This window comes from Companilactobacillus mishanensis (assembly GCF_003946505.1).
GTDB classification, from domain to species: Bacteria; Bacillota; Bacilli; order Lactobacillales; family Lactobacillaceae; genus Companilactobacillus; species Companilactobacillus mishanensis.
In genome coordinates this window covers 208,185-234,546 of the sequence record NZ_RHON01000005.1, presented here as the reverse complement: position 1 = coordinate 234,546, position 26,362 = coordinate 208,185, and the positions used below count along the sequence as shown (strand labels likewise).

Genomic DNA, 26,362 nt, shown 5'->3' with positions numbered 1-26,362 from the left:
TCTTACTAGTAAAAGCAAAATGAGGAATCACGATTCCGTCGAATCATGATTCCTCATTAATGTTAGTCTGTTTATTTACGTAAATTTATGAATTTGTGGCAAGTTGATGATAAAAATACTATTATATTGGTATTGGAAAAAGGAGGAACGATATATGACAAGAGTTATGAAAAAACTCGGTCTTATTTTTGCGACATTACTATTATTAGTAAGTTCAGTACCACTTTTAAATCAACATAGTGCTCAAGCTGCCGATACAACAGCTAATACAGATTCAACAATCAAGGTGGGTACTACACAATCAATTTCATCACTACCATTTTATTTTGCACAAGATAAAAAATATTATGATGCTCACAGTGTGAAAGTAGAATTGCAACAGTTCAAAACTGCTAGTGAATTAAATGATGCAATCAAGGCTGGTAAAGTGAATGTTGCCGTAACTGATCTCGTTAACTTCACGACAATTGCTAAAAACAATAAATCGTGGAAAGTTGCTGGTACAGCCACGGGATACAGTGCTTTGGTAGCCAACAAAAAGTTTAAAAATGTTAAGAGCTTAAAAGGCAAAACTATTGCCATTGATAAGAAAGATGGTAGCAAGTATTACTTGAAGAATCTTCTTTCAAAGAACGATATGAAGATGTCAGATGTTAAAGTTAAGAATGTTGCTAACTTAACAACTAGAGTAAGTAATTTGAAGTCTAAAAAAGTTGATGCTGCTGTTTTGAGTGATCCAGCAATTAGTAACGCTAAACAAAACGGTGCTAAAGTGTTGAACAAACAAAAAGCAAACAACAAGAATGGCGACATTATTGCAGTATCAAATGATTTAACAACTTCTAAGGTTTCTGATGTTAACAACTTGATCAACTCATACAATGATGCAGCCAAAGACTTGACTAAGTCAGGATTTGTCCCAGCAGACGTGTTGTTGTTACAACTTGGAGCAACAAGAAAATCTGCCGCTAAAATGAATGATTTAGATGTAAAATTTGCTTCATCTAAGAAAGTTAAGAAAGCTGATTTTGATAAGGCTGTTAAATATGCCAAATCACAAAAATTGATTTCTAACACAATGAAGTATAAAAATGAAAAAGTTAACCTTGATAAGGTTACTAAATAACCGATGATGAGTATCTCGATAATGAGATACTCATTTTTTAATATATTATGATAAAGTTAATGCATAGACACATTTATGGAGGTAGATTAATGATGACAGATGTACCAGAAATCGCGTTTAATAATGGAGAAACAATTCCTCAAATCGGTCTTGGTGTTTTCTTGATGAAGGATAAAGACGAATTCATGAAAGCTATCAAGTGGGCCATTGATGCTGGTTATCGTCACTTCGATACTGCTGCATACTATGGCAACGAGCAGTGGCTTGGAGAAGCATTGAAAGAATCCGGCCTCAAACGTGATGAGTATTTCGTTACTTCAAAAGTTTGGAATTCTGACCATGGCTACGACAAGACTATGGCAGCTTTCGAAAAAACTAGAAACAAATTAGGTTTAGATTATCTTGATTTGTATCTAGTGCATTGGCCAGCTCCAGATTATGTAGGTTCCTGGAAAGCCATGGAAGAGCTGTATAAAGCTGGAAAGATCAAATCTATTGGTGTTTCAAACTTCAAGAAACATCACATGGAGGATTTGATGTCTCAAACAGAAATCAAACCTGTGATCGATCAAATTGAGACTCACCCTTACTTCCAACAAACAGAGTTGGTAAATTATCTTCAAGATAATGAAATCGTTCATGAAGCATGGAGTCCAATGGGACGTGGTTCTGATGGAATCTTTGATGACGCTGTTCTTAAGGAAATTGCCGCTGCGCATAACAAGACAGTCGCACAAGTTATTCTGAGATGGCATATTCAACGTAATACAGTTATTATTCCTAAGTCAGTCCACGAAGCACGTTTGAAGGAAAACTTCGACATCTTTGATTTTGAATTGACTGAAGATGACATGAAGAAAATTGCTACACTTGATACTGGAAAGAGAATTTACGCTGATCCAGATAATACAGCTTGGTTGGAAAAATCAGCTAAGAAACCATTGCCAGAATAGTGACAATGTTTATAAAATCTTGCAGAAATGCAGGATTTTTTTTTATTCTCTGAAAGTGGTCTTGACGATAAAATTTTTTTGGATAATAATCGATTTATGACATTCAATAAATAAAAAAATATCAATATATAAATTCACAAATTACATTGTTTTGAGTATTTATAACATGATATAACTCTTTATCACGTGATTAATGAAAAATAATGCATATTACACTAATTTATCGGTTGATAATTCGGTTGTTTTGTCAGAGGGGGAATCGGTTTTGAAAACAAAGAATTTCAAAGAAAGTAGATGGGCATTTTCCAGTATTGCAACTTGTGCCGCAGCATTGTCTTTCTTAATTTTGACTAACACATCAATGGCAGATACAAATGTCGCTGACGGTGAGATTGGGGAAGGAAATGTTTCAAGCTCACAAGTAGAGACACCAGAACAAGAAGCTGATGATTTAACTGTTAACAATGATGAACCAGAACAAAACAGTGATCTGACAAACGAGGATTCTTCAGCAGAGGATGTTACTGCTCCAGAAGCAGAAAATGATACAACTGATGTTCAAAATAATCAGCCTGTTACGACAAGTAATCCTGAAGTCCAAGACGGTGGTACAGTCTATGATGATTATCCAAATGTTGCTAATAATCCATTAGGCGTTGCAGCTTATTTCCATATCTTTTCAAATGACGCCACATTAAACGCACACACAAATGGTAATCTTGCGGTTAAGAATTTGGATGGAAACGTCAACTTTGGAACAAATATCCATGAAGAATTATTAGATAAAGAAATTACATATATTCAAAATATTACTAATATCGCTAATAGTTCTTTTGTTTCTGCTGGTGATACAAGAACCAACAAGGTTATTTTTGGTGAAGGTGTTGATGTTAACACTACAAATCCAAATCGTGTAAATGTTGATGGAAAAGATATTGACCATTTGACTGCTCAAGAAACTTATCAAGATAAAAATGGACAAGTCTATATTGATTTTGCTAAGGAATTTGAAAATCTTCGTAATTCATCTACAAACCTTGCTAACGCATCAACTCCAAATCATATTTCAAATAGCGATTTTGACGATATGAACAATCGTGTAATTGATGTGAATGATTATGTAGTAAATAAAAATAACGAAATAATAATTAATTTAGATCCCGATGTTTTGAATGGGAGTACACCTCTAACTATTAAGGGTATTTCAAGCTCCGAAGGTGGACCTACAGTAATTATTAATGTTGATACTAAAGGTGATTCAAATTACAACGTAAATTCACCAATCAAAATAGTTTATGACGATGGTTCCGACAGAAATAGTCAGGAAACTGAGTATTTCGGTGACAATCATTTACTTTGGAATTTCACTGATAGTACAAATTCAAACAAGCTTCACAACGGAAATATCAATATGAATGGTGTTTTCCAAGGTAGTGTTCTAGCACCTAATGCTACTGTTAATGTTGGTCAAAACCTTGATGGTAATATTGTTGCCGATAAGGTCAACGTTAATGCTGAAACTCATAGATGGGACCTTCAAGACGAAACTAAAGACGAAGAGGAAGATTTCGAAACACCAGATATAACAAATCCCGACGTCGAAGTTCCAAGTATTGAGGAGCCAGAAGAACCAGAGACACCGGATGTTACAGATCCAGAAGAACCAGAGACACCAGATGTCACAGATCCAGAGGAACCCGAAACACCAGATGTAACAGATCCAGAGGAACCCGAAACACCAGATGTAACAGATCCAGAGGAACCCGAAACACCAGATGTCACAGATCCAGAGGAACCCGAAACACCAGATGTAACAGACCCAGAAGAACCCGAGACGCCAGGCGTTACGGATCCAGAAACTCCTGAAGTTCCTGATGTTGAAAATCCAGGTGGTCCTGAAATCCCTGCCGAACCTGATGTCGACACGTCTGCTGAAGGTGAAGATGGTGAAGAAGATGAAGATATTACTTCGCCTGATGAAAAATCAGATGAAAACAGTACTTCAACTTCAAATGTAGATAAGAATACAAATGGAAATTCAATAATTCCAGAAGTTCCTTATCAAAATGCTAATGACAAGAATGGCAAGTTGCCACAAACAGGTGCTGAAAGATCAGCTATTTTGTCAGCAGCTGGATTGGCACTTCTAGCTGGAATGGCATTTGTCTTCAGACGTAGAAGAGAATAATTATATTTGTATAAAAATAAAAGCTTGAGGAAATTTTCCTCAAGCTTTTTTAATGGAATACTCCATAAATTAAGACTGCTAAACCAATCAGATTTAGTATTCCGGTACCAATTACATATGGTAACAATGGTGTCTTCTTTACGTGATGTTCTTTTTTATAAACAGTATTTCTATTCAGCACTATGAAGTGGATCGTCAGAAATATGATCAGTAGAACTATCCCGATTATTGTAGTGGTATTCATTTTTACCTATTCCTCCTCGTGTCCCCGTTAAAATATAGTTTATACCTGGGATCAAACTTAGCAACCAAATTATTAAGGAGGCCAAAATAGCGACAGCAAAGTATCTCGTAAATGTGGCTAATAGTCCTTGATAAGGTAAGTTTGCCATGAACCAAGGTTCAAGGAATAAAATAAGAATATTATGAACAAGATAGATTCCAAAAACTAGTGGTGAAAAGAAGGCAAAAGTTTTTTTAACGCCAACGGATTGGGTTCTTTGACCTAGTTTTTGTAGAATAAGATAAAACGATAGTGACATTATTAAAACAAAGATAGAAGTAACGTAATACTGATTCCACATGTCATTTGTTTTTGGATAAGCTGTTGAATAAGCATCTCCAGCAAAAAGGCAGATCAAGAAAATTAGAATCAATGCCCAGTAGCTGATTTTTGAGACGTCAAGTCTAGTGATCAAATATCCAAGAATAAAGTAACCTGCAAATCCACCGACGAGATAAAAACTAGATGCAGGATTAAATTCGAGTGCATGCATGATGCTCTTGGGTAAGAATGGTGATAAAGTTGGCATCAATGAGTTGGTGATCAACCAAATCGACGTAATGTATACCAACATTTTGGTACTAGCTTTTTTGGCAAATGTTCTTAATACTGGTGACAAAACATATAGTCCAATCAATGGATACATGAACCATAATGTTGGTGAGACCGGTTGATATAAGAACTGTGCATACATTTTTAAAGCTCCACCCAAGTCGAATGAATGGGCGTATAGTGCTATAAAGAATGTTGATAGAAGTGACCATGCCACGAATGGAATCACGACTCTGGGAATACGTTTTTTCCAAGTGTACGAAATCGATTCGGTGCGTGGATTGCTTAATAACAGAGCGCCTGAGATCATGAAAAACATTGGTACACTGACGTGGGCAAGGTAATTCAAGATTCTGGTGATTTGCCACTGTGTACTACCTATGTGTAAAGTTGTGTCGATTGCTGAAACATGTATAAATATTACTAGAAAAATTGCTAAAACTCTGATGAAATCAAGGTAAAAGATCCTTCCTTGTTTTTCTTTCATTTGTCCCCTCCACAATTACTATAAAAGTAAGTAACTCCTATAATAGATGAATTGCGAACAAAAATGAAGACACTTCGTATGATATAATGTGTGAAGAAAAATTATTGAATGGAAGAACGATATATGCGAGTAGGAGAGTCACCAGGTACCGATTTTTCAAGATACCTAATTTGGACAGCGTTTGCTGTTATAACATTGATTCTAAAAAACTTTGCTGCAAATGCGAATGGCCTTAATACCATCGTTGTAGCTGTTTTCTTTATTTTTGGAATAATTACATTGGCTCTTATGATACGTAGATATTTGCGAGAACGTAGTAGCTTCTCTGAGCCTAGCAAAAAATTTATGGCTTCATTAGTAAATAATATTGGTTTTATAACATTAATGATTATTTTGATGACAGTTTTACGTATGATGATCAGCTATTTGCAGGTCACTGGAAAATTGCCACAATTTAAGAATGACGATGTAACAAGTTCAGATCAAAAAGTGTTTATCTTTAATTTGATAGCAAATGTATTGATAATAGCTGTTCAACAACAGCTTGTATCAACCGGTTTCTTTTTCAACTACTTCTTTAGAAAAAGCTCGCCAGCAAGTGCTGTCGGCGGGATCATCGTCAGTGGATTGATTGCTGGAGCAATAACATTGCCTGGAACATGGTTACAATTTTTCATGAATACCGTGTTTGGTTTATGCTATGCCTTTACTTATTTGTATACACAAGATGAGAAAATGCCGATGTTCATTGCGATTATTGGGGCTTTGATTGGAACAATAATGATTTAATACTTTCGACTTATCTGGTGTGTGTCACTGTTAAATTGAATATAAAAGATTAGTAAAAAGATGATAATTCTCCGTTTTCGGATGATTATCATCTTTTTTTCTTTATAAGATAAATTTATTGATGACTTCTGCGATTGCACCATGATTGTTATCCACAGAGGTCTCGTACTTGGCTACTTTTTTGACACCATCAATACCATTTGCAACACTCACTGGGAGTCCAACTGCCTTTAACATCGGTAAATCATTATTGTTGTCGCCAATTGAAATGATTTCTTCAGGTTTGATTCCTAAAATCTTTCCCAACTGAATTGATGCTGTACCTTTGTCAACTCCGGCCGGATTGAATTCTACATAACGATCTGATGAAAAGGTCACTGCTAGTTGTTGTGGATCTACAACAGATTCAACTTTTTGTTGCATCTTTTTTCTTTGGTCCATGGTTGGTAAATCCATAATTATTTTCATAATATTATCGTTTTTGAAACGATCAAGGTTTACATCGTTAATTTCTTCAAAAGAGACGCCTCGGTTATGAAGATATTTTGCATCATCTTCATTAGGATGATAAATATACAATTTATCTTGAGTATAGATATGAGTGTCGGCGCTTGGGACTGATATCCCTGTTTCAAAAACTTTTTGAGCAATTTCAAAAGGCATGGAATTGATAGCAATTGCACGATTACCTTTATTTTCGCTAATTAGACCTCCATTGTACGAAATCGTGTATTGGTCGGTTTTATTTAGTAGACCCATTGTTTCCAGATCATTTTGAAATGATGTGTAGCTTCGCCCAGAATTTGGTACGAAAAATACTCCTTTTGCTGTGGCAGCCTTAATTGCTGCAGCATTAGTTTCAGATAGGGTCCCGTCATCGTTCATTAGTGTTTCGTCCAAATCACAAACAATCATTTTATACATGTTAATTACCCAAGTCCCTCGAAATTATTTTGTAAGAATTAGTTTTTACAATTTACTGATATATTACAATATATCAGATTTCCTCTAGAATCGATCGACAACTGATGTGATAATTTTACCTACCTGAAGCTGTAAATTGGCCAATTCGATAATATAAAAGAGGTAAGTTATGAAAAAGATTTCACTACTTGTACTACTATTAACCATAATTGGAATTACAGGATGTGGTAATAAGACAGTCTCTGATAATCACGTAAAGAAGAACACGGAAAAAGTTCTCAATTCGTCTTCAAAGACATGGGTCTTCGATAAATCGATTAGTTCGAACATGGAAAAACATACACTTTCTAATGATATTTCTGTCTCCTCAATGAAGAAAACCTCAATGGAAACAACTTGGTCCACTTCGAATAAAAAATTCCATAATGGTGCCATTGAATACCATCAGGTTTCTCTGAAAAAATGGAAACAAGGTATCGAAAGTCACGTTACAAAAGAAGCTCAAAATACAATTCATTATTTGACTGTCGAACAAATTAACGCTTCCCTCAAGAAATTGGGCGCAAACGTCACAATTGATCAATTATCGGATTTGATTTTCTTACAGACGGAGTCTAATGGAGTCGATTTGACTGACGGATTTATTGCTGATGGCAATCATCTTTACCAAGTGACCGCAGAATATCGTGATGTTGAAGATCTGAGAACCATTGAACGAGGGAAATCATATCTCGATACTGGGGTTAAAAAAGACATTACTAATGTTCCTGTCGATAAGCTAAATGGAACTTGGGTTGCACCTGAAACCACGACCAGCGCAACAGATAGTGGAAAAGTATTGATCAAGGATGGCTTTTTCTATCAAAAACGTTTTGACAGTATCGAACGTTCAGCAATACAAAATTTGCAGAAGTATTCCTTAGTTTCCTTAAACCAAAATAACACTTACTCCGAACAGAAAAGAAACGCTGCAAGGGCTGGATATGACCTTTCACAGAAAAGTGTTGCTACTGGCGACAGTTTAGGTTATTTATACATTTTTCTCAGTAAAGAAAAAATGTTGCGAATTGGTGGTGGACAGACTGTGACATATGACAAGTTGAATAATATTATTGCTCCATCAGATTTATCCACTAATGAAATGGACGTTTTCAAAAATTCCGATAATCACTCTTCAGGCCAGACTGCATCGACTTTGACAGCTAAATCTGATGCATCGTTCCTAGAGATGAGTAAAAGCATCAACTATCTTACTGATCCTGAAGCAGGTCAAATAACTGATAGAGTTCCAGCCGAATAATTTTTTGTGCTGACAAAATTGGTCGGTAGTTAAAGCTTCAATATCGTTGAATTTTAAATTAAATTTATATAAAAAAAGCCAGCTGTGGCAGTTTGGAAACCATGTTTCCAAGCAGTCTATACAGCTGGTTCTTTTTTTAATTTACTTTTTCTGGAATTTCAGTTGGCATCTTGATCAAAGGTGATAACTCTTTTTCAGCACAAAGTGTCAAACTGTGCATTGCACGTGTACAAATTGTGTAGAGTGTATCGCGACTACGACTATCGGGATAGTTTTCAGCCGATACATTGTGTGCTATTACGGCATCAAATTCCAATCCTTTGGCCAAGTAAATTGGTAAGATCAAGATTCCCTTGGGTACTGAACGATAATCTGCAGTTACCAAAGTGACTAATGATTCATCACCATAATGCGCATAAACTTGTTCGGCTTGTGCCTGGTTTCTTGTCAGAATAGCGACAGTCTCGTACTTTTTGTTCAATTCTCTGGCTGTATCCTTCAGGCCTTTGTAGTAGTCGGTTTCAGCAGGGAAGACTTTCACAGTTGGAACTTCACCTTTACGTGAAAATGCTTTTATTTTCTCTGTATCTGGCAAAAGCTGACTGGCGAAGTTAGTTATTTCAGCAGTTGAACGATAACTCTGATTTAAGCTGATCATCGTGACATGCTTTTTTGCAAACAATTCATTGATAGAAGTTATGACATCCTTATTGCGATATGCACTCGTCAACACATCCTGCGAACGGTCACCTAATAGTGTCAATTTAGCATTTGGAAATGCATGAGAGATGTATTTTAGTTGTGCCATCGTGTAATCTTGAATCTCATCGATGAAGATATGTTGAATCCCACCATTAATTCCGCTATCAGTGATGTAATCACGTAGATATAATGTGGCAATTGCGTCATTCAAGCTAAGTTTATGAGCTTCAACGTTGTGATCGATAGCTTCGATCATCGTATCCCAGATTTTTTGAGAGACGATATCTTGTTGCATATGACTCAATAAGTAAAGATATTCTTTGTATGGATCAAAGAAATAATTGTTGATCAAAGCATTATAGATTGGAGCATAACGATCCTTCAAGAACTCTTCAGCAATGATTGAACGTTGATTAGTTGATTCCTCAATTTTGTGATCGGTGATTATTTGTTGGAAATCCTCATCAGAAAGATTATCAATTTCAGCTTGGACCCAGTCGTCATCTCGATCATGGCGAATACGTTTTTGTAGTCGTTTTATCAATGTATTTTTGGTCTTGAGAAATCTATCAGGGATGCTGAAAGCTTTATTCTGAGATTCAAAAATATCTGAAATTTCTTCCTTAGTAAAGAAAGGACGACCTTCAAAGATAATATCTTCAAAGTATAACAAGTGATTTTTATTCTTGTTTTCCAAATTTTCCAAATCAGTCAGAAAGTCAGCACTTTCTTTATATAAACGCATGTTTACCATAGTTTCAGGTAAATTACGTTCATCTTTTTCATAGCGTTCAAACAGTGTTTCAACTTGGATACCAGTTAATCTTAATGATATAAACTCATTTAGTGTGACCTGGCGCATATTTCTTTCACCCAAACTTGGCAATACCTCAGAGATATAGTTACTGAAAAGTCTGTTAGGTGAAAATAAAATGATTTGGTCTGCACTCAATGTAGAACGACTATGATACAAAAGATACGCAACACGTTGTAGGATGGCAGATGTTTTACCACTTCCGGCCACACCTTGCACTAGTAGAACATCGGAATGTGTATCACGAATAATTGTATTTTGCTCGTGTTGAATAGTTGCAACGATACTTTTTAAATATTCGTCACTGTATTCTGATAAAACTGATTGAAGAATTTCATCACCAACTGTCTCATTGGTGTCGAACATATTTTTAATTTTATTTTGGATTATTTGAAATTGACGCTTGCGCTTGAGATCAACTTCAGCGGTTCCCGTCGGTGTCGGATATGAGACTTTGCCCAGTGTTCCATTGTAATAAATACCAGAAATAGGTGCACGCCAGTCATATATCAGAAAATCACCATCATCGTCCTGCAATGTTGAAGTTCCTATATATAAAGTGTCTTTTTCGCCATCTTCAACAATATCGATTCTTCCAAAATATGGAGAACCTTGAAGATTTTCCAATTTCAATTTATTTGATTCAAGAATATTCTCATTTTCGACAGCTAAATAAACCAACTGTTTCTGCTGTTGAACAGAAGCATTGGTTTCCATTTGGTCATCGACTTCAAAAGTGTTGACCTTGGTATTTTCGCCATAATTACGTTCGATCTTACCTGTTTCAGAGTGAGCCTTTGCGAGATCGTCAGTGGCTTTTTGGATTTTGTCATTGATGATTTCGGCAACGTTATCAACGCGTTTTTGCTCGTCTTTTTTTGTTTCATTTAGGGACATCAAATTACCTCTCGTTGACAATTGAATTTAAATTCATTATGCTTATTACCGAATTAAAGTATATTAAATCATAATCATTTTTGAGTACTAATTCAAGTAAGTTGAATCAGAGAGTAGCTTCTTTTCTGCAATAGCTACCGGCCTTGGATCGGGAAATGGATATGGGTGGTTACCTTACAGCCTCGAGTGGTAGACAATAGTCTACAAAACAGGTGGTACCACGCATGAGCGTCCTATTGATAATCAATAGGGCGCTTTTTTTATATATAAGGAGGAAAAATCATGGCAACAAATACAATTTTGACAGGTGACAGACCTACAGGAAAGCTTCATATCGGACATTATCTTGGTTCATTGAAGAACCGTGTAAAGTTACAAAATGAAGGTAAATATAAGATGCATATTATGATTGCTGATATGCAAGCTTTGACTGACAACGCTCGTAATCCCGAAAAAGTTCGTAACAGTTTAGTACAAGTTGCCTTGGATTACTTGTCAGTTGGGATCGACCCTGAAAAAACAAATATTTTGGTTCAATCACAAATTTCTGCATTGAACGAATTGACCATGTATTATCTCGATTTGGTCAGTGTATCACGTTTGGAAAGAAATCCAACAGTTAAATCAGAAATTCAACAAAAAGCTTTTGGACAAAGTATTCCTGCTGGTTTCTTAGCATATCCTGTCAGTCAAGCTGCTGATATTACAGCTTTTAAGGCTGACACTGTTCCAGTTGGTGATGATCAAGAACCAATGTTGGAACAAACTCGTGAAGTCGTTCGTACATTTAATAGTACATATGGTAAAGATGTTTTGGTTGAGCCTAAAGGTGTATTTCCTCCTAAGGGACAAGGTAGACTACCAGGTATCGATGGAAATGCCAAGATGAGTAAATCATTAGGTAACTGTATTTATCTATCTGACACTGCTGACGATGTAACTAAAAAAGTTATGTCAATGTATACCGATCCAGATCATATTCATGTTGAAGACCCAGGTAAAATCGAAGGTAATACGGTCTTTACATATCTTGATGCTTTCGCTACAGATACTGATAAAGTTGCTGAATTAAAGGAACAATATCAAGCTGGTGGTTTAGGTGATGTTAAAGTAAAACGTTATCTAAATGATGTTTTGCAAGACTTACTCGACCCAATTCGCAAACGTCGTGCTGTGTACGAGGAAGATATTCCTGGTGTATACGCTATGCTCAAAAAAGGTAGTGACGATGCCAATGAAATTGCAAATCAAACTTTGGATGAAGTAAGGGATGCAATTGGAGTAAATTACTTCAAGTAGTAATTATTCAAAAAATTAAAAACGTTTTCTAAAAAAATATGCTGACTTAACACTTGATTTTATCAAGAGTAGGGGTTAGCATATTTTTTGGCTCTAAAAATGAATTTATATTTTTAATTCGGAGATAATATATTGGATTATTCGATTTTAACTGGTTTTGCTACAAGATATATGATGACGAAGAAAAGAACGTTATCAACGATCCTTAAGCAAAAGGATTTGAATACAATTGATGGAATATTGATGGTGCTTATTGATAAACACCCAGATTTCAGTCAAGAAAAAATTGGTGAGATAACCTTGTTTGACGGTGCTAGCATTGCCCGCGCACTCAAACGGCTCGAAGCTAGTGGATTTGCTGAACGTAAAGTTCACCCGACTAATCATCGAAAAAAGCTAGTGAATTTGACTCCAGAAGGAAAAGAATTTCTTTCTAAAGTCAAAGCAGCTGATCACAAGATATCAGATCAATTATTCGAGGATGTTTCAGAAGAAGATAAGAAATCTTTGGAAGAAATTTTGACACATGTGTTCAATAACTTTGATAAAATCGACATTCCAAAATAATTGAGGGCACATAAATTGTTTTTAAAATTTGAGAAGAGGTTATTACTATAATGAATAGTAAACATTTAGATGTAAATGGGAAACCCTTCAACCGTAATCTTATGGTGTTGGTCCTCTTAGTCGGAACGTTCTGTACAGTTTTGAACGGAACTATCTTGACCACAGCTTTTCCCACTTTAATGAGCACGTTTGATGTTTCGACATCATCTGTTCAATGGCTTACTACAGGATTCTTAATGGTAAATGGTATCATGATTCCTGTTACAGCTTGGCTAAGTACAAACTATAGTACAAAGATTCTTTATTTGACTGCGATGTCAATTTTCTTAGTCGGTACTGTACTAGCTTTTATTGCACCAAACTTTGCCACAATATTGATTGGTCGTTTGATTCAAGCGATTGGTGTTGGTATCACAATGCCACTTATGCAGGTCATTATGTTATCAATATTCCCTGCCAATCAACGTGGTACTGCCATGGACTGGGTGGATTAGTTATTGGACTTGCCCCCGCAATTGGACCAACACTTTCAGGTTGGATCATTGATAACTTTTCATGGCGTGATTTATTCGGAATGATCATTCCTATTGTTATCGTGGTTCTTGTGGCTGCAGTTTTCTTCATGCACCCAGTTATCAAGACTAGAAAAACTAAACTTGATGTACTTTCATTAATTGAATCAACATTAGGTTTCGGTGCCATCTTGTATGGATTTTCTTCAGTTGGTGATGACGGTTGGGGTTCACCAATTGTTATCAGCACGATTATCATTGGACTAGTATTCATCGTCTTATTTGGTATTCGTCAATTGAGAATGGACGAACCATTCTTGGAACTTCGTGTTTTCAAGGTTAAGAAGTTCTCAGTTGCTGCAGCACTATCTTCAGCAACAAACATGGCCATGGTCGGAGTCGAAATGATCTTGCCATTGTACCTTCAAATCGTTAAAGGTATGTCAGCATTCCATTCTGGTTTAACTCTGTTACCAGGTGCTCTGCTAATTGGTGTTATGTCACCAATTACAGGTCGTGCTTTCGATAAGTATGGGCCAAAAGACTTGGCTAGAATGGGTATGTTCTTGCTTACAGCCGGAACAATTCCTTTCCTATTTTTAACAAAAGATACTCCAGTTCTTGATATTGTTATTTTATATATGATTCGTATGTTCGGTATCTCAATGGTTATGATGCCTACTACAACAGACGGTATGAACGCTTTACCATTCGACTTAATGAGTCATGGTACAGCCGTAAATAACACTGTTCGTCAGGTATTTAGTTCAATGGGTACTGCCATCTTGATCAGTATTCTTACTAACGTTACAAATGCTACAAAACCTGGTAAAGGTTTGTTGCATTCAGCACCACTTCAATATAAAGATGACTTCTTTAATGCAACCTTAGGTGGTTACCATGCAGCATTTGCTGTCGCAATCTTATTCTGTTTGATTGCCTTTGGTATCTCATTTATGGTCAAAAACAGCTCAAAGTCAAAGTCGATTGACATGACTAAAGATGCTGCAGCTGCTGTAAAGGCAGGTGACAAGTAATGATACAAATTTCAATTCTGATTTTTGCCGGATTGGCATATTATTTTGCCGTGTTTATAACCAATAAAAAGGTTGGTTACGGTTTATCATTTACTTTTGTCGCATTATTTATTCTCAGCATCGGCTTGTTAGTTGGAAATGAATATAACCACATTGGTATGGAAAAAGTTACTAAAGATAGAACAGTCCAAATCAGTACTGTTCAAAAAGGATCCAATGTCTTGCTTTATAAACCAGTCGGTACCAACGGTAAAGAGAACGTCTATATTTACCGCACACCAGATACAGTTGACGCCAAAAAGCCACTTCATACCAAAGCTGACTTGCACGTTGATAATAAAGTTAAGGTAGAAGATAACGGATCAGCAACATTGACTCAAAAGACCACTCGTTGGAATTATAAGAATGGATTTTATGACTTCTTGTTTGGTCTTTCAGGAAATGGTAATGATTTTGTCAGTCAAAAGAATACATTCAATGTTGGCTCTGATTGGTTGGTTTTAACAACTGATCAAGCAAGCAAACTAAGTAAGAAAATGAAAGACAAATCAGTCCAAGCTCAGATGAAGAGTGAAGGTGAGAAATACGTTAAATCAACTGTTATGAAGGCAATGCAACAGAATCCTTCAATGACAAAAGCACAAATTGCCAAAGTTACAAAGCAAGCAGAATCCGCATTCAAGGTTCAAGCAGCAAAGAACTTGGTTAAAACACTCAAATAATATAATTTAAGTAGTTTGGTCGAAAGGCCAAACTACTTTTTTTTATTGTTTAAAAATAATAATTTATCGATAAACGATAAATTATGCTATAATCAAAACATAAATTAGTTGAGGAGAATGTCTTGATGAAAAGTAAAACTGTCTTTTTACGTATCACCATTTTACTAATGGGACTAGCAATGTTAGCTTTTTGTATCTTTGTCATACCGCATTTTTTACTAGGATTTTATAAAACAATGTCCGGAGTTCTAGTTCAATCCTTATTACTAGGTGTCGGTTGTGCGGTAGCCGCAGTGTTGTTTTTCTTAGTTTTGGGTGAAGCTTGGAAATTATTGAATTACATCGATCACGATTCCGCCTTTTCTCAAATCGCAGTCGATGCATTGAGGAGAATTAAATATTTTGCATATTCAATTTGTGGAATATTCATTTTAGAGTTACCAGTATTTTATATTTTCGCCGAAAAAGATGACGCACCAGGTTTGATTATTATTGGAATTATTTTTGCTGGAGCTCCACTAGTGATTGCTATATTTGCTAATTTGTTACAGATTCTTTTACAGCGAGCAATCGAAATTAAATCAGAAAATGATTTAACTATTTAGGAGGCAACTATGAAAAAGTTAACAAAGTTTTTGAGGTTTTCACTATTGTGTTTGTTTGTAGGATTAACATTCTTTTGCGTTTATATGTTTCCAAGCTTGATTATGTATTTGATTCAAATTGAGATGAATGTTGCTTTGATAATTTTATTTGGAATAGGCATTTATGGTTCAGGAATCTTTTCATACGGGATCATCTTAATGGCATGGAGACTGCTTAAACAGATTGATGAGAATGAAATATTTACAGTCAAAACAGTCTCTTTCTTTAAATGGATAAAAATTTCTGGATCATCCATTTCAATTATTTATGCAGTAGTAATACCTTCAGTGATTGCATTAACAATGAATGAAGGCCAAACTGGTCCAATTGTTGTCGACATATTTCTGATTATACTGGGATTATCAATATCAGTATTCGCAAACGTACTCGAACACATCTGCCTAAATGTTTTGAACTCTGATAATAAAGGAGCAATCAAAGCATGATAGTCATCAATTTGGATGTGATGCTGGCAAAACGCAAGATGAGTTTAACGACTTTATCTGAAGAAGTTGGTATCACAATGGCCAATTTGTCGGTATTGAAGAATGGGAAGGCTAAAGCAATTCGGTTTTCTACTTTGGAATCGATTTGTAAAGTTTTGGATTGCCAGCCTGGAGATATATTGGAGTATAAGGCTCAATAAAAAAACGTTCAATAAACTAGGCTACAACTAGTTTGTTGAACGTTTTTAGGTTTTATTTTGGTTAATTGTGATGCCGTGCTCCAGATTCCAAGGATTACACCTGCTGTGGGGACGTCTCCAGCCGAAGGGCGGGCTTCCGTCTCGCTTTGAAGCCACGCTTTGCGTGTCTTCGAAGTCTCCCAAGGCCTAAGCAGCGTTTCACGCCGCTAATGCCATTTTCACAGCTGGTTCCATCCTTGGAATCTTCCGCACTGAATTTGATTTCAATCGTTAGAACTGTGTCTTGAATGGTTGAAGGTAGAGCTATTAAAGCGTATCCGATTATAAATATATATACATACTCTAAATTCACTCCAGTAAATATACCCCACACGGAACTATACATTAGTTCTGAGCAAATCCAACCGGAGGAAGACAGAGGTGGAGGCAGCTGTGACAACGCTGTTAGCTGGGAAGCAGCTTACAGTGTAGGACGTGTTTTAAGACTGACGTGATTTTGGTCAGGCTTAAAACCGAGTCCACGGACCGAACTTTGGCCGAGGACGGTCCCACAGCAGCCGTAATCTCTGTCATCCGCAGGTGACAACACAAAACCTAAACCTCAAAATTGTTGGTATTTCGGTATTTGATCCTAAGTATTTCTCATTCATAAAAAACTTATTTTACATTTAAATTAACAGTTCCTAATCCATTATCAAAAGTGGCATGCCATTCGCCTTTTGTTAATGATGGTGGTAGAACGAAAGTACCTGACGATACTCGTTGATCTTTCAATAATGTTTTACCTTGTTCATCCAGCTTCTTTACCAACCACTGAAGTGATTTCAATGGATTGCCTAGTACTTCTGATGATTTCCCGGATTTTAAGTTTTCATTGTCATGGTACAAGGTGGCTGTGACATTTTCTAGAGCTTCTACTGTTCCAAACTTGTTAGTATCAAATTCTTCGCCATAGACTACTAGTCCGCTGACGGCTCCGTCTGACATTACCATATATTTAGAAAGGCTAGGGAACCAATCTTTGAATCTTGAATCTGGCACCTCTAGTGCTGGTGCAACTGTTGTCTTGTTCATCAAGTCTTCCAAAGTGTCATCAGGGCTTAAATCCTCTTTGGCGCGGAAACACATTTCTACTTCTACTAGCGGATCCATTAGATTGTTCAATTTAACATCTGCGGGTGCTTTTAAAAATCTATCTCGCATTTCAGCTCCGTATAGTGGTTCTGTTGAATCGAACATATCCTGCGTCTGTTTGCTGGTAAGAGAGACTTTATAGCCACCAACTTCACCCTTTTTTAATCTGGTAAATGCTTCTTGAACTTTGTATGCTGTAGATTCGTCTGGTGCATAGTCGCTCCAATCTGCTTCAGTAAGTGGTTCGCGAGAATTGAAGGCATTTGTAAGTGCGTTCGCAAATTTTTGTTGATCCTCTGTTAGTTGATTGTCGTTAGTTCTTTCTTTGGTTGTTGTATTTTGTGTCATGAGTGAATCCTCCATAGTAGTTTAAATTTTGTATTTTAATCTGAATCTGACCATCGCTGTTAATGTTGCTAATATTGCTTTCCATAGGGACTCACTTCCTTTCAGTTTATTTAGTGATTCTTTTTGATTTTGTTCTGTGTGTATGACATCTATGTAAGTGCCAGTGCAATGGAACGTAGATGCCTTTGGCATCTGCATAAGTTACTCTACAAATGAACGTAGATGCCTTTGGCATCTGCATAAGTGCCTCTACAATGGAACGTAGATGCCTTTGGCATCTGCATAAGTGCCTCTACAATGGAACGTAGATGCCTTTGGCATCTGCATAAGTGCCTCTACAATGGAACGTAGATGCCTTTGGCATCTGCATAAGTGCCTCTACAATGGAACGTAGATGCCTTTGGCATCTGCATAAGTGCCTCTACAATGGAACGTAGATGCCTTTGGCATCTGCATAAGTGCCTCTACGTTGCGTAGCAACTAGAGGCACTAAAAAAACGCCCCTCAATGACTTATGTCATCAAAGGACGTTACTAGCGTGGTACCACCTTTATTCGTGCTACTATTACTAGTAACACCTTGGACAAACTGCGAACAATTTGTTGGCACGATAATGGGTGCTACCATCACTTTCTACTTCGATTTCTCGTTTTGAAGTGCAACTGACAGGTGATTTTGATTCGTCATATGTTGTATTGTCTCGCATCGACCGGCAACTTTCTGAATGATATGAAAAACCAATTTCCTGATAAACGTTTTTTATTAAATTAATGATTGCTTGTAATTTAATCCCTTTTAATGGGATTGTCAAGGTTAAAATTAAAATTAAATGAGAATATTTTAATGATATTAGGAATGAAATGGTCGCATTAAGTAGTAAAAAAGAATAATATTTTAAAAGAAATATTTTCAAATTAAAGGGGACATTATGGAAAATATACTTGAAGTGAAGAACTTATTTTACCAAGCAGATGAACAAAAAATCCTCAAGGATATTACTTTAAATATTGAAAAGGGGAGCTATGTGACTTTTATTGGTCCGTCTGGAAGTGGAAAGAGTACTTTGATGCGAATTTTAGCGGATATGATCAATGCTTCTTCTGGGGAAGTTATTTTTGATGGAAAGAATATCAATGAATATGAGCCTACGGAATATCGACAACGTGTTTCTTATGCTTTCCAACAGCCGACATTATTTGGGAAAACGGTTAAGGATAATCTTGAATTCCCATACTTGGTTAGAAATAAGGAATTTGATCGCACTGAAGTAAGTAAGTATCTTGAAATGGTCAATTTGAGTGAAAGTTATATCGATAAGAGTGTCAATGATGTTTCGGGTGGAGAAAAACAACGTATCGCGTTATTACGTAATCTGATATTTCAACCAGAAGTATTGATAACTGACGAAGTTACGACTGGCTTAGATGCTGACAACAAAACTATTGTTAGAAATTTAATTGATAAATTCAATCACGATAACGGCGTTACAGTTTTGCGTGTTACTCATGATGATGCTGAAATTGCTAGTGCTAGTAAAACGATACGGATAGAAAACGGGGAGATGAAATAATGTCTAATTTAACTGTTTCAAATGGTAGTCTAGCTTTAGGATTTGTACTGGTGATCGTGGCTCTGATCATTGGTTACAAAGAAAAATTAGGAATAGATAAAGATATTGTTATTGGCGTTGTCAGAGCTATCGTTCAACTTTCTATTGTTGGATATATTCTGAAATTTGTTATTAAAACAAATGATATTTGGCTGACATTAGCTTGCTTCGTTATCATCGTTATCAATGCTGCGTATAACGCTGGAAAACGAGGTAACGGTATTCCTAAAGCCTTTCGTTTCTCATTATTGGCAATTTCTGTCGGTACGATAGTAACGCTTGGAACGCTGGTCTTAACAGGGTCGATCAAGTTTGTTCCAGAACAAATAGTTCCAGTAACTGGTATGATTGCCAGCAATATTATGGTTGCTATTGGATTATGTTATCGCAACATGAAACAAACTTTTTCAGACAGACACCAACAAATTTTGGAAAAGTTAGCTTTGGGTGCTGATGTTAAATTGGCATCGTTAGATATTTTAAGAGATAGCATTCGCAGTGGTATGCAACCAACGATTGATTCCATTAAAACTTTAGGTTTGGTCAGCTTGCCAGGTATGATGTCAGGACTTATCTTTGCTGGAGTTGATCCAGTGAAAGCTATCAAATACCAAATAATGGTAACTTTTATGCTGTTGGCAAGTACAAGTCTTGGCTCGATAATTTCCTGCTATTTAGCCTATAAACAGTTCTATAACGAACAAAAACAATTAAATATCAATTTAATTTCTTAACTTTGTGAAAATAACCTACTATGTGGGCTATTTTTTTTATATAATTGTTTTTAATAGGATGTGATGTAATGTGAAGTTAGCAGTCATTGAAATTGGATCTAACTCCATTAGAACATCAATTTATCGATCTTCCAAAAAGAATCGTTTCAAAACACTTGATCGCTGGCGTGAACCAGTGCGTTTAGGAAAATCTATTGCACAGAGCCGACTTTTAACAAACGAACAAATTGAAGAAACAATTGATGTTCTAAAGAAGTTTCAAAGAAGGATTCAAAGATTCGACGTTGATAGAGTTAGTTTGATTGCAACTGCAGCAGTCAGATTAGCAAAGAATCAATCGCAATTAATTTTTGCAGTATTAAAGGAAACAGGACTTCAACTTGAAGTTATCGACGAAAAAGAAGAAGCATATTACGACTATGTAGCTGTTCGTAATACCATGCGAATCAAGGATTCTCTGATTGTTGATGTTGGTGGTGGAAGTAGCGAAATTAGTTTAGCTAAAAAGGGCCGCTTGAAGCAGGGACTTAGCATTCCGATTGGAGCAATTTCAATCTCGGATGTCTATTTGACTAGTGATCCCATTAAAGAAAGCGAACTAAAGCGCGCTCGTGAAGCTATCAATGAGCATTTAGAATCGTTACAGTGGATCAATACGCCAGCAACTTTTGTTGGACTTGGTGGTACGATGCGTGCTTTAGCTAGTATCTTGAATCGTGAAGGAAAGAAAAAGAAGACGCTTCATAATTCTGTTATCTCATGTAAACAAATGGATGCTCTATTTGATCGTCTACTTCACGCGACAAACGAAGAACGTAGTCAAATCAAGGAGTTAAGTGATGGACGTTTTGAAGTTATCCTTGGTGGAATGTTGATTTTGACTGAAATCATCAAAAAAACCCCCTCTAAAGAAATTCGATTTTCGAACTTCGGTGTTAGAGAAGGTTATGTGTTTAATTATTTTTACAAGGTTAATAAAATGCGTGAAGCAAATTAGGCACGACTTGGAATTACGAATGTTGCTGAATCTAAAATGTGCCCATCCATGGCATGAAGCAATTCATTCATCCAAAAGCCAGGTTTAATATCCAAATTTTTATCCAGTGCGTACGCGTGTATCACGTAATCGTGTGTTTGATCTGGTGGGTATGGGCCGTTATAGCCAGATTGTAGTTCTGGATCGACATTATCCAACAACTTGCTTGCTGAACTATTTTTACCTTGAATAAAATTGGCAGATGCGTCATGACTGAAGTTTTCTGGTAGACTAAGCATGTCAGCTGGGATATTTGCCATAGTCCAGTGGATCCATTCAAATCCACAAACTGGAATAGAATCAGGATCAGTAAAGGTAAATGCAATTGATTTTGCATTTTCCGGAATATCGGAAAAATCAACAGGGAAACTGATCAACGGTTTCCCGTTTTTAATGTATTCACTAGGAGCAAATTTACCATATTTGTCAGGCAACAAACCGTCTTTCAAATCTACGTTTATTTTCATAAAGGAATCTCCTTTTGATATTTTTGATGAGAGGTAATAATTTTGGAAAAAATAAATAGAAATGATCTATCTGACAATATTGTAAATCAGATTGATACTATAGAACAAAAAAGTAATAAAAAGGTCGAAGTATACAGTGAGTTTGAAGAGCACGATACTTTGACACTTGATCAAGCTACTCATGTTACTGGTGATGAAGTCATCAAAGTTCAAATCACTAATGAGAAATATGCTGATTTCGTATTATTGCATGAACTTTATCATATTGAATTGGAAATATCCGACGAACCATCAATCAATGTTTCGGTCACGAGTGGACAAACAGATGTTGATGGAAGAATCTTATCAACAGCTAATGCAATATTTGAAGCACTAGAACATGCTAAAATTGTTGAAAAACAAGTGGCAGATGGAAGCTTGACGGACGAAGTCCACGAAGCCTAAATCCAGGGTATCAATGTCGCATTGGAACCAAATGCGGATATTGATCCTGCCAATATGACTTTCTACAGATCATTAGTACTTTTAGATGCAATTATTTTCGGTCAAGTTAAAGATGATACTGAATGGCGTACAAACTACAACAAGGCATTTAGATTTGTTGATAAGGCAATGGAAATCATCAAGGAAAATGATTTGACCGTTCCTTTCAAGTTTAGACGAGCCTTAGTAAATGTTTTGGATGCCTACAACGAAATGATAACCGCAGCCGGATATGAAAGCATGAACTATCACGAATTCTTGGCAGTGACACCGGTCGTTTCTGAACGTCAACTCCGTTTGTCACTTAACCAGACTTATCAGATCAAACATTCTGTATTTAAAATGAATGAAACAAAGGAAGATGCTTTTTCATTGTTAGCAATCAATGATGGTCAAAGTGTCGCTTCACTTGGTTTTGATGTGGATAAAGTAAATCCAGAATTCTACAAGAAATTCTATCAACAGACTGTAAAGGAAACGTTTGAAGCCAACAATATCGATTATGTAATTAGATAGGGAGGATTTCATGTCTGAAAAAAACGAAGCAGAAAAGATTGAAGAATTAAAAGGATTGATTGAGAACGCTAATTATGTGACATTCTTGACGGGCGCTGGTGTATCGGTGCCATCAGGTATTCCTGATTATCGTTCAAAAGGTGGATTGTATAAGCGTCAAAAATATGAATTTCCACCTGAATACATGCTGAGCCATGATAATCTGATCAAGCATCCTGATATTTTTCATCAATTCGTTGTGGAAAATATGTACTTTCCTGATGCAGAACCCAATATTATTCATACCAAAATGGCTGAAATTAGCAATGAGAAAGGTACGATAGTTACCCAAAACGTTGATAAACTTCATACCAAAGCTGGTGCCAAGCATGTCGTCGAATTCCACGGTAACTTGTATGACAATATTCATTGCCTAACATGTGGTAAGGAATTCGATTACAAGGAATATATCAAGGATTATCGTCATCATGAAGATGATGGGATAATTCGCCCAGGTACGACTGTTCTTTATGGAGAAGGAATTAATCCCGATAACATCGAAAATGCTGTTGCAGCTATTGAAAATGCTGATCTGATAGTTGTCGTTGGAACTAGTTTTAAGGTGTACCCATTTGCAGGTCTTCTTTCCTATAAGAATGCAAATACAAAATTAGTCGCTGTTAATAAAGAAAACTTGGATTTGGATTCTTCCGTATTGGCGATAACAGACGATGCAACAAATGTTTTTGAGAAACTTTAATTAAAATAACAAAAATTTGATTATGCTATAATTAATTCAATTTAATATAGTGGAGGCTCACTAGATGACTACTGGAGACAAAAAAACTTTTTATATTACAACGCCGATTTACTATCCATCTGGTAAATTAACGATTGGTAATTCATATACAACAATTGCCGCTGATACCTTGGCTCGTTACAAGCGTGCAGAAGGATACGATGTGTTCTTTCTAACAGGTACAGATGAGCACGGCTTGAAGATCGAACAAAAAGCCGAAGCTATGAAAATGAAACCACAAGAATATGTGGACATGATGGCTGGTAAAATTAAAGACCTTTGGAAATTGCTTGAAATTTCTAATGATAAATTTATTCGTACAACTGATGATTATCACGTTAAGGCTGTACAAAAAATAGTTGAACGTCTTATCGAATCAGGAGACGTTTATTTAGGTGAATACGTGGGCTGGTATTCTGTCGATGATGAGGAATACTTCACTGAGTCACAATTGGCTGAAGTTTACCGTGACAAAGAAGGAAAGGTCATTGGCGGTAAAGCTCCATCAGGTCATGAAGTTTCACTCGTTAAGGAGCCTTCATACTTCTTTAAGATGAGCAAATATGCAGATAGATTATTGAAGTACTATGACGATAATCCTACCTTTATTGAGCCTGAAATTCGTAAAAATGAAATGATCAATAACTTCATCAAACCAGGTTTGGAAGATTTGGCCATTTCTAGAACTACATTCAATTGGGGCGTTCCTATTCCTAGTGATCCAAAGCACGTTGTTTATGTTTGGATCGACGCATTACTTAACTATATAACTGCACTCGGATATGGTTCTGATGATCAAACATTGTTTGACCGTTATTGGCCTGCTAATGTTCAATTTGTTGGTAAGGAAATCGTGCGTTTCCATACTATTTATTGGCCAATCGTGTTGATGGCATTAGGAATTGAATTGCCTAAGCAAGTATTTGGCCACGGCTGGTTATTGATGAAAGACGGAAAGATGTCCAAGTCTAAAGGTAACGTCGTTTATCCAGAAATGTTGGTTGAACGTTACGGACTTGATTCATTGCGTTATTATTTGATGCGCGCTATGCCATTTGGTAATGATGGAGTCTTCACACCAGAAGATTACGTTGACAGAATCAACTATGATTTGGCAAATGACCTCGGAAACTTGTTGAACAGAACAATTTCAATGATCAATAAATATGAAGGCGGTAAAGTTACAACCGTCGAAAACTTGACAGACTTTGACAAGAGTTTGGTTGAAGCTTCAGAACAAACTATCAAAGATTACCGTGAACATATGGATAAGTTTGAATTTCCAGATGCTTTGGCTAGTGTTTGGGCCTTTATCGGTCGTGCAAACAAATATATTGATGAGACAAAACCTTGGTTATTAGCTAAAAATCCTGACGGTGCCGATACTTTGAAATCAGTACTTGGACACTTAGTTGAATCTTTACGTTTGGTTGCTTTGATGATTCAACCAGTTATGACACAATCACCTATTAAGATTTTTGCTCAATTAGGTCTTGATATTGATAAGGATACAGAGCTGAAATTTGGTGAAACATCAGTTGGTACAACAGTTACAAGTTATCCTACACCAATTTTCCCTAGACTTGATGCCGAAGTTGAAGTCAAATATATCAAAGACAAGATGGCTGAAGAACAAGCCAAAAATGGTGGTGGCAAGTTGAGTAAATCAGCTCAAGCCAAGGCCAAAGCTCAAGCTGACGCAGAAGACGAATATCCAAAGGAAATTGACTACGACGACTTTGCTAAAGTGAAAATGGTCGTTTGTGAGATATTGGACGTCAAACGTGCTGCCAACGCTGACAAATTATTACAATTCAAACTTGATGACGGAACTGGTGTAGAACGTCAGATCCTTTCAAGTATTTATGAATTTTACCCAGATTTTGAAAAGTTGATCGGTAAAAAAGTCATTGCTGTTGTGAACTTGAAACCAAGAAAGATCCGTGGCGAATGGAGTAACGGAATGTTGTTATCATCTGAAAAGGGTGACGATGTCATTCTTGCAACAGTTGATAATTCACACAAAAATGGAGCAATTCTTAGCTAATGAAAATTTTTGATTCGCATACACATCTTAATGATGAAGCATTCAAAGGTAAGACTGAAGTATACATTTCACGTGCCAAAGAACTTGATGTCGATGAAATGGCGATTATTGGTTCAAACGAAGAATTCAATATTGAAGCGATTCGTTTGGCACAAAATTATCAACCATTGCATGCTGTAGTTGGTTGGCATCCTGAGTTTGCCAAAGAATATAATGAAGAACAACTTGTTAATCAAATTAAGTTGCCTGAAGTTGTAGCAATTGGTGAAATCGGGTTGGATTATCATTGGGATGAAGATCCTGATCCAGGGATCCAAAAAGCAACTTTGATCAAACAATTGGATGTTGCTCAACAATATGACATGCCAGTTTCAATTCATTGTCGTGATGCCTTTGATGACATGTATGACATATTGAAAAATCATGATATGTCGAAGTCAGGAATAATCATGCACAGTTTTAATGGAAACATTGAATGGTTGAATAAGTTCCTAGACTTAGGATTGATGGTGTCATACAGCGGTGTTGTTTCATTCAAGAATGCACCTGAAGTTCATGAATCAGCTAAGGCAACTCCACTCGACAGGTTGCTAGTTGAGACGGATGCACCTTATTTGACCCCAGAACCATATCGCGGTCGTCCTAACGAACCTGGATATACACGATATGTCGTTGATGCTATTGCAAAATACAAAGACATTTCACCTAACGAAGTGGCGGAACATACCTTTAACAATGCTATGAAAGTTTATAATTTGGCTTAGCTT

The 26,362-nt window shown here is 36.4% G+C and carries 25 protein-coding genes and 1 pseudogene; 20 read left to right on the top strand and 6 right to left on the bottom strand.

Going from position 1 to position 26,362, the window contains the following annotated elements:
* Window positions 1–154 precede the first annotated feature (154 nt).
* From EKM63_RS07795 to EKM63_RS07785, 3 genes are all read left to right on the top strand, one after another.
* Window positions 155–1,126 (top strand): ABC transporter substrate-binding protein, encoded by a 972-nt coding sequence (locus tag EKM63_RS07795; protein WP_164504927.1) that lies wholly within the window; start codon window positions 155–157, stop codon window positions 1,124–1,126.
* A gap of 89 nt (window positions 1,127–1,215) precedes the next feature.
* Window positions 1,216–2,079 (top strand): aldo/keto reductase, encoded by an 864-nt coding sequence (locus tag EKM63_RS07790; RefSeq protein ID WP_125705381.1) that lies wholly within the window; start codon window positions 1,216–1,218, stop codon window positions 2,077–2,079.
* 265 nt (window positions 2,080–2,344) lie between these two features.
* A complete protein-coding gene (locus EKM63_RS07785) occupies window positions 2,345–4,267 on the top strand; it encodes a collagen-binding domain-containing protein (protein WP_125705379.1) in 1,923 nt (640 codons plus the stop codon).
* Between the two features lie 170 nt (window positions 4,268–4,437).
* Here the strand turns inward: EKM63_RS07785 and EKM63_RS07780 are convergent, their stop codons facing one another.
* The gene (locus EKM63_RS07780; protein ID WP_125705377.1) at window positions 4,438–5,589 is read right to left on the bottom strand and encodes an acyltransferase; all 1,152 of its coding nucleotides are present in this window, start codon (window positions 5,587–5,589) and stop codon (window positions 4,438–4,440) included.
* Between the two features lie 123 nt (window positions 5,590–5,712).
* Between EKM63_RS07780 and EKM63_RS07775 the strand changes: the two genes are divergently transcribed.
* The gene (locus EKM63_RS07775) at window positions 5,713–6,378 is read left to right on the top strand and encodes a CPBP family glutamic-type intramembrane protease (RefSeq protein ID WP_125705375.1); all 666 of its coding nucleotides are present in this window, start codon (window positions 5,713–5,715) and stop codon (window positions 6,376–6,378) included.
* A 102-nt stretch (window positions 6,379–6,480) separates the two neighbouring features.
* Here the strand turns inward: EKM63_RS07775 and EKM63_RS07770 are convergent, their stop codons facing one another.
* Entirely contained in the window at window positions 6,481–7,302 is an 822-nt protein-coding gene (locus EKM63_RS07770; protein ID WP_125705373.1) for a Cof-type HAD-IIB family hydrolase, read from the bottom strand.
* Window positions 7,303–7,471: 169 nt separating this feature from the next.
* On the opposite strand from EKM63_RS07770, the gene EKM63_RS07765 reads away from it, so the two are divergent.
* Complete coding sequence (locus EKM63_RS07765; RefSeq protein WP_125705371.1) at window positions 7,472–8,602, top strand: hypothetical protein; 1,131 nt, start codon at window positions 7,472–7,474, stop codon at window positions 8,600–8,602.
* 136 nt (window positions 8,603–8,738) lie between these two features.
* On the opposite strand, the gene helD is transcribed toward EKM63_RS07765, so the two are convergent.
* A complete protein-coding gene (gene helD / locus EKM63_RS07760; RefSeq protein WP_125705369.1) occupies window positions 8,739–11,015 on the bottom strand; it encodes an RNA polymerase recycling motor HelD in 2,277 nt (758 codons plus the stop codon).
* A 282-nt stretch (window positions 11,016–11,297) separates the two neighbouring features.
* Here helD and trpS point away from each other — a divergent pair, with 282 nt between their 5' ends.
* The 7 genes and pseudogenes from trpS to EKM63_RS07725 all read left to right on the top strand — a co-directional run bounded on the left by trpS (window position 11,298) and on the right by EKM63_RS07725 (window position 16,443).
* A complete protein-coding gene (gene trpS / locus EKM63_RS07755) occupies window positions 11,298–12,314 on the top strand; it encodes a tryptophan--tRNA ligase (protein WP_125705367.1) in 1,017 nt (338 codons plus the stop codon).
* A 132-nt stretch (window positions 12,315–12,446) separates the two neighbouring features.
* The gene (locus EKM63_RS07750; RefSeq protein WP_125705365.1) at window positions 12,447–12,881 is read left to right on the top strand and encodes a MarR family winged helix-turn-helix transcriptional regulator; all 435 of its coding nucleotides are present in this window, start codon (window positions 12,447–12,449) and stop codon (window positions 12,879–12,881) included.
* A 50-nt stretch (window positions 12,882–12,931) separates the two neighbouring features.
* A pseudogene (locus EKM63_RS07745) lies at window positions 12,932–14,430 on the top strand (MDR family MFS transporter).
* On the top strand, window positions 14,430–15,152 hold the full coding sequence (locus tag EKM63_RS07740; RefSeq protein ID WP_125705363.1) for a DUF4811 domain-containing protein: 723 nt from the start codon (window positions 14,430–14,432) through the stop codon (window positions 15,150–15,152). The pseudogene EKM63_RS07745 and the gene EKM63_RS07740 overlap by 1 nt, the downstream one beginning before the upstream one ends.
* Window positions 15,153–15,277: 125 nt before the next feature.
* Window positions 15,278–15,757, top strand: a complete 480-nt coding sequence (locus EKM63_RS07735; RefSeq protein WP_125705362.1) for a DUF2975 domain-containing protein — start codon at window positions 15,278–15,280, stop codon at window positions 15,755–15,757.
* Between the two features lie 9 nt (window positions 15,758–15,766).
* Window positions 15,767–16,243: a DUF2975 domain-containing protein gene (locus tag EKM63_RS07730; protein WP_125705360.1), complete on the top strand. Its 477-nt coding sequence runs from the start codon at window positions 15,767–15,769 to the stop codon at window positions 16,241–16,243.
* On the top strand, window positions 16,240–16,443 hold the full coding sequence (locus EKM63_RS07725) for a helix-turn-helix domain-containing protein (protein ID WP_125705358.1): 204 nt from the start codon (window positions 16,240–16,242) through the stop codon (window positions 16,441–16,443). Before EKM63_RS07730 ends, EKM63_RS07725 begins: the two co-directional genes overlap by 4 nt.
* Window positions 16,444–17,100: 657 nt before the next feature.
* Here EKM63_RS07725 and EKM63_RS07720 read toward each other — a convergent pair.
* Together EKM63_RS07720 and EKM63_RS11320 are read right to left on the bottom strand one after the other, a co-directional pair.
* Window positions 17,101–17,925 carry a 2-keto-4-pentenoate hydratase gene (locus EKM63_RS07720; protein WP_125705356.1) on the bottom strand — a complete coding sequence of 275 codons (825 nt, stop codon included), beginning with the start codon at window positions 17,923–17,925 and terminating at the stop codon, window positions 17,101–17,103.
* Window positions 17,926–18,493: 568 nt separating this feature from the next.
* Window positions 18,494–18,631: a hypothetical protein gene (locus EKM63_RS11320; protein ID WP_153494244.1), complete on the bottom strand. Its 138-nt coding sequence runs from the start codon at window positions 18,629–18,631 to the stop codon at window positions 18,494–18,496.
* 222 nt (window positions 18,632–18,853) lie between these two features.
* On the opposite strand from EKM63_RS11320, the gene EKM63_RS07715 reads away from it, so the two are divergent.
* From EKM63_RS07715 to EKM63_RS07705, 3 genes are all read left to right on the top strand, one after another.
* The gene (locus EKM63_RS07715) at window positions 18,854–19,495 is read left to right on the top strand and encodes an ABC transporter ATP-binding protein (protein WP_125705355.1); all 642 of its coding nucleotides are present in this window, start codon (window positions 18,854–18,856) and stop codon (window positions 19,493–19,495) included.
* Window positions 19,495–20,268: an ABC transporter permease gene (locus EKM63_RS07710; RefSeq protein ID WP_125705353.1), complete on the top strand. Its 774-nt coding sequence runs from the start codon at window positions 19,495–19,497 to the stop codon at window positions 20,266–20,268. The genes EKM63_RS07715 and EKM63_RS07710 overlap by 1 nt, the downstream gene beginning before the upstream one ends.
* 70 nt (window positions 20,269–20,338) lie before the next feature.
* On the top strand, window positions 20,339–21,265 hold the full coding sequence (locus tag EKM63_RS07705) for a Ppx/GppA family phosphatase (protein WP_125705351.1): 927 nt from the start codon (window positions 20,339–20,341) through the stop codon (window positions 21,263–21,265).
* On the opposite strand, the gene EKM63_RS07700 is transcribed toward EKM63_RS07705, so the two are convergent.
* Window positions 21,262–21,771, bottom strand: a complete 510-nt coding sequence (locus tag EKM63_RS07700; protein WP_125705349.1) for a YbhB/YbcL family Raf kinase inhibitor-like protein — start codon at window positions 21,769–21,771, stop codon at window positions 21,262–21,264. The two genes, EKM63_RS07705 and EKM63_RS07700, sit on opposite strands and share 4 nt — an antisense overlap.
* Before the next feature lie 42 nt (window positions 21,772–21,813).
* Here EKM63_RS07700 and EKM63_RS11485 point away from each other — a divergent pair, with 42 nt between their 5' ends.
* The 5 genes from EKM63_RS11485 to EKM63_RS07680 all read left to right on the top strand — a co-directional run bounded on the left by EKM63_RS11485 (window position 21,814) and on the right by EKM63_RS07680 (window position 26,359).
* Window positions 21,814–22,215: a hypothetical protein gene (locus EKM63_RS11485; protein WP_225418273.1), complete on the top strand. Its 402-nt coding sequence runs from the start codon at window positions 21,814–21,816 to the stop codon at window positions 22,213–22,215.
* A 21-nt stretch (window positions 22,216–22,236) separates the two neighbouring features.
* Entirely contained in the window at window positions 22,237–22,770 is a 534-nt protein-coding gene (locus EKM63_RS11480; protein WP_225418272.1) for a hypothetical protein, read from the top strand.
* A gap of 37 nt (window positions 22,771–22,807) precedes the next feature.
* Entirely contained in the window at window positions 22,808–23,509 is a 702-nt protein-coding gene (locus EKM63_RS07690; RefSeq protein ID WP_164504930.1) for an NAD-dependent protein deacylase, read from the top strand.
* 64 nt (window positions 23,510–23,573) lie between these two features.
* On the top strand, window positions 23,574–25,595 hold the full coding sequence (gene metG, locus EKM63_RS07685) for a methionine--tRNA ligase (protein WP_125705345.1): 2,022 nt from the start codon (window positions 23,574–23,576) through the stop codon (window positions 25,593–25,595).
* Window positions 25,595–26,359, top strand: coding sequence for a TatD family hydrolase (locus EKM63_RS07680; RefSeq protein WP_125705343.1), 765 nt, complete (start codon window positions 25,595–25,597; stop codon window positions 26,357–26,359). The genes metG and EKM63_RS07680 overlap by 1 nt, the downstream gene beginning before the upstream one ends.
* Window positions 26,360–26,362: the final 3 nt, after the last annotated feature.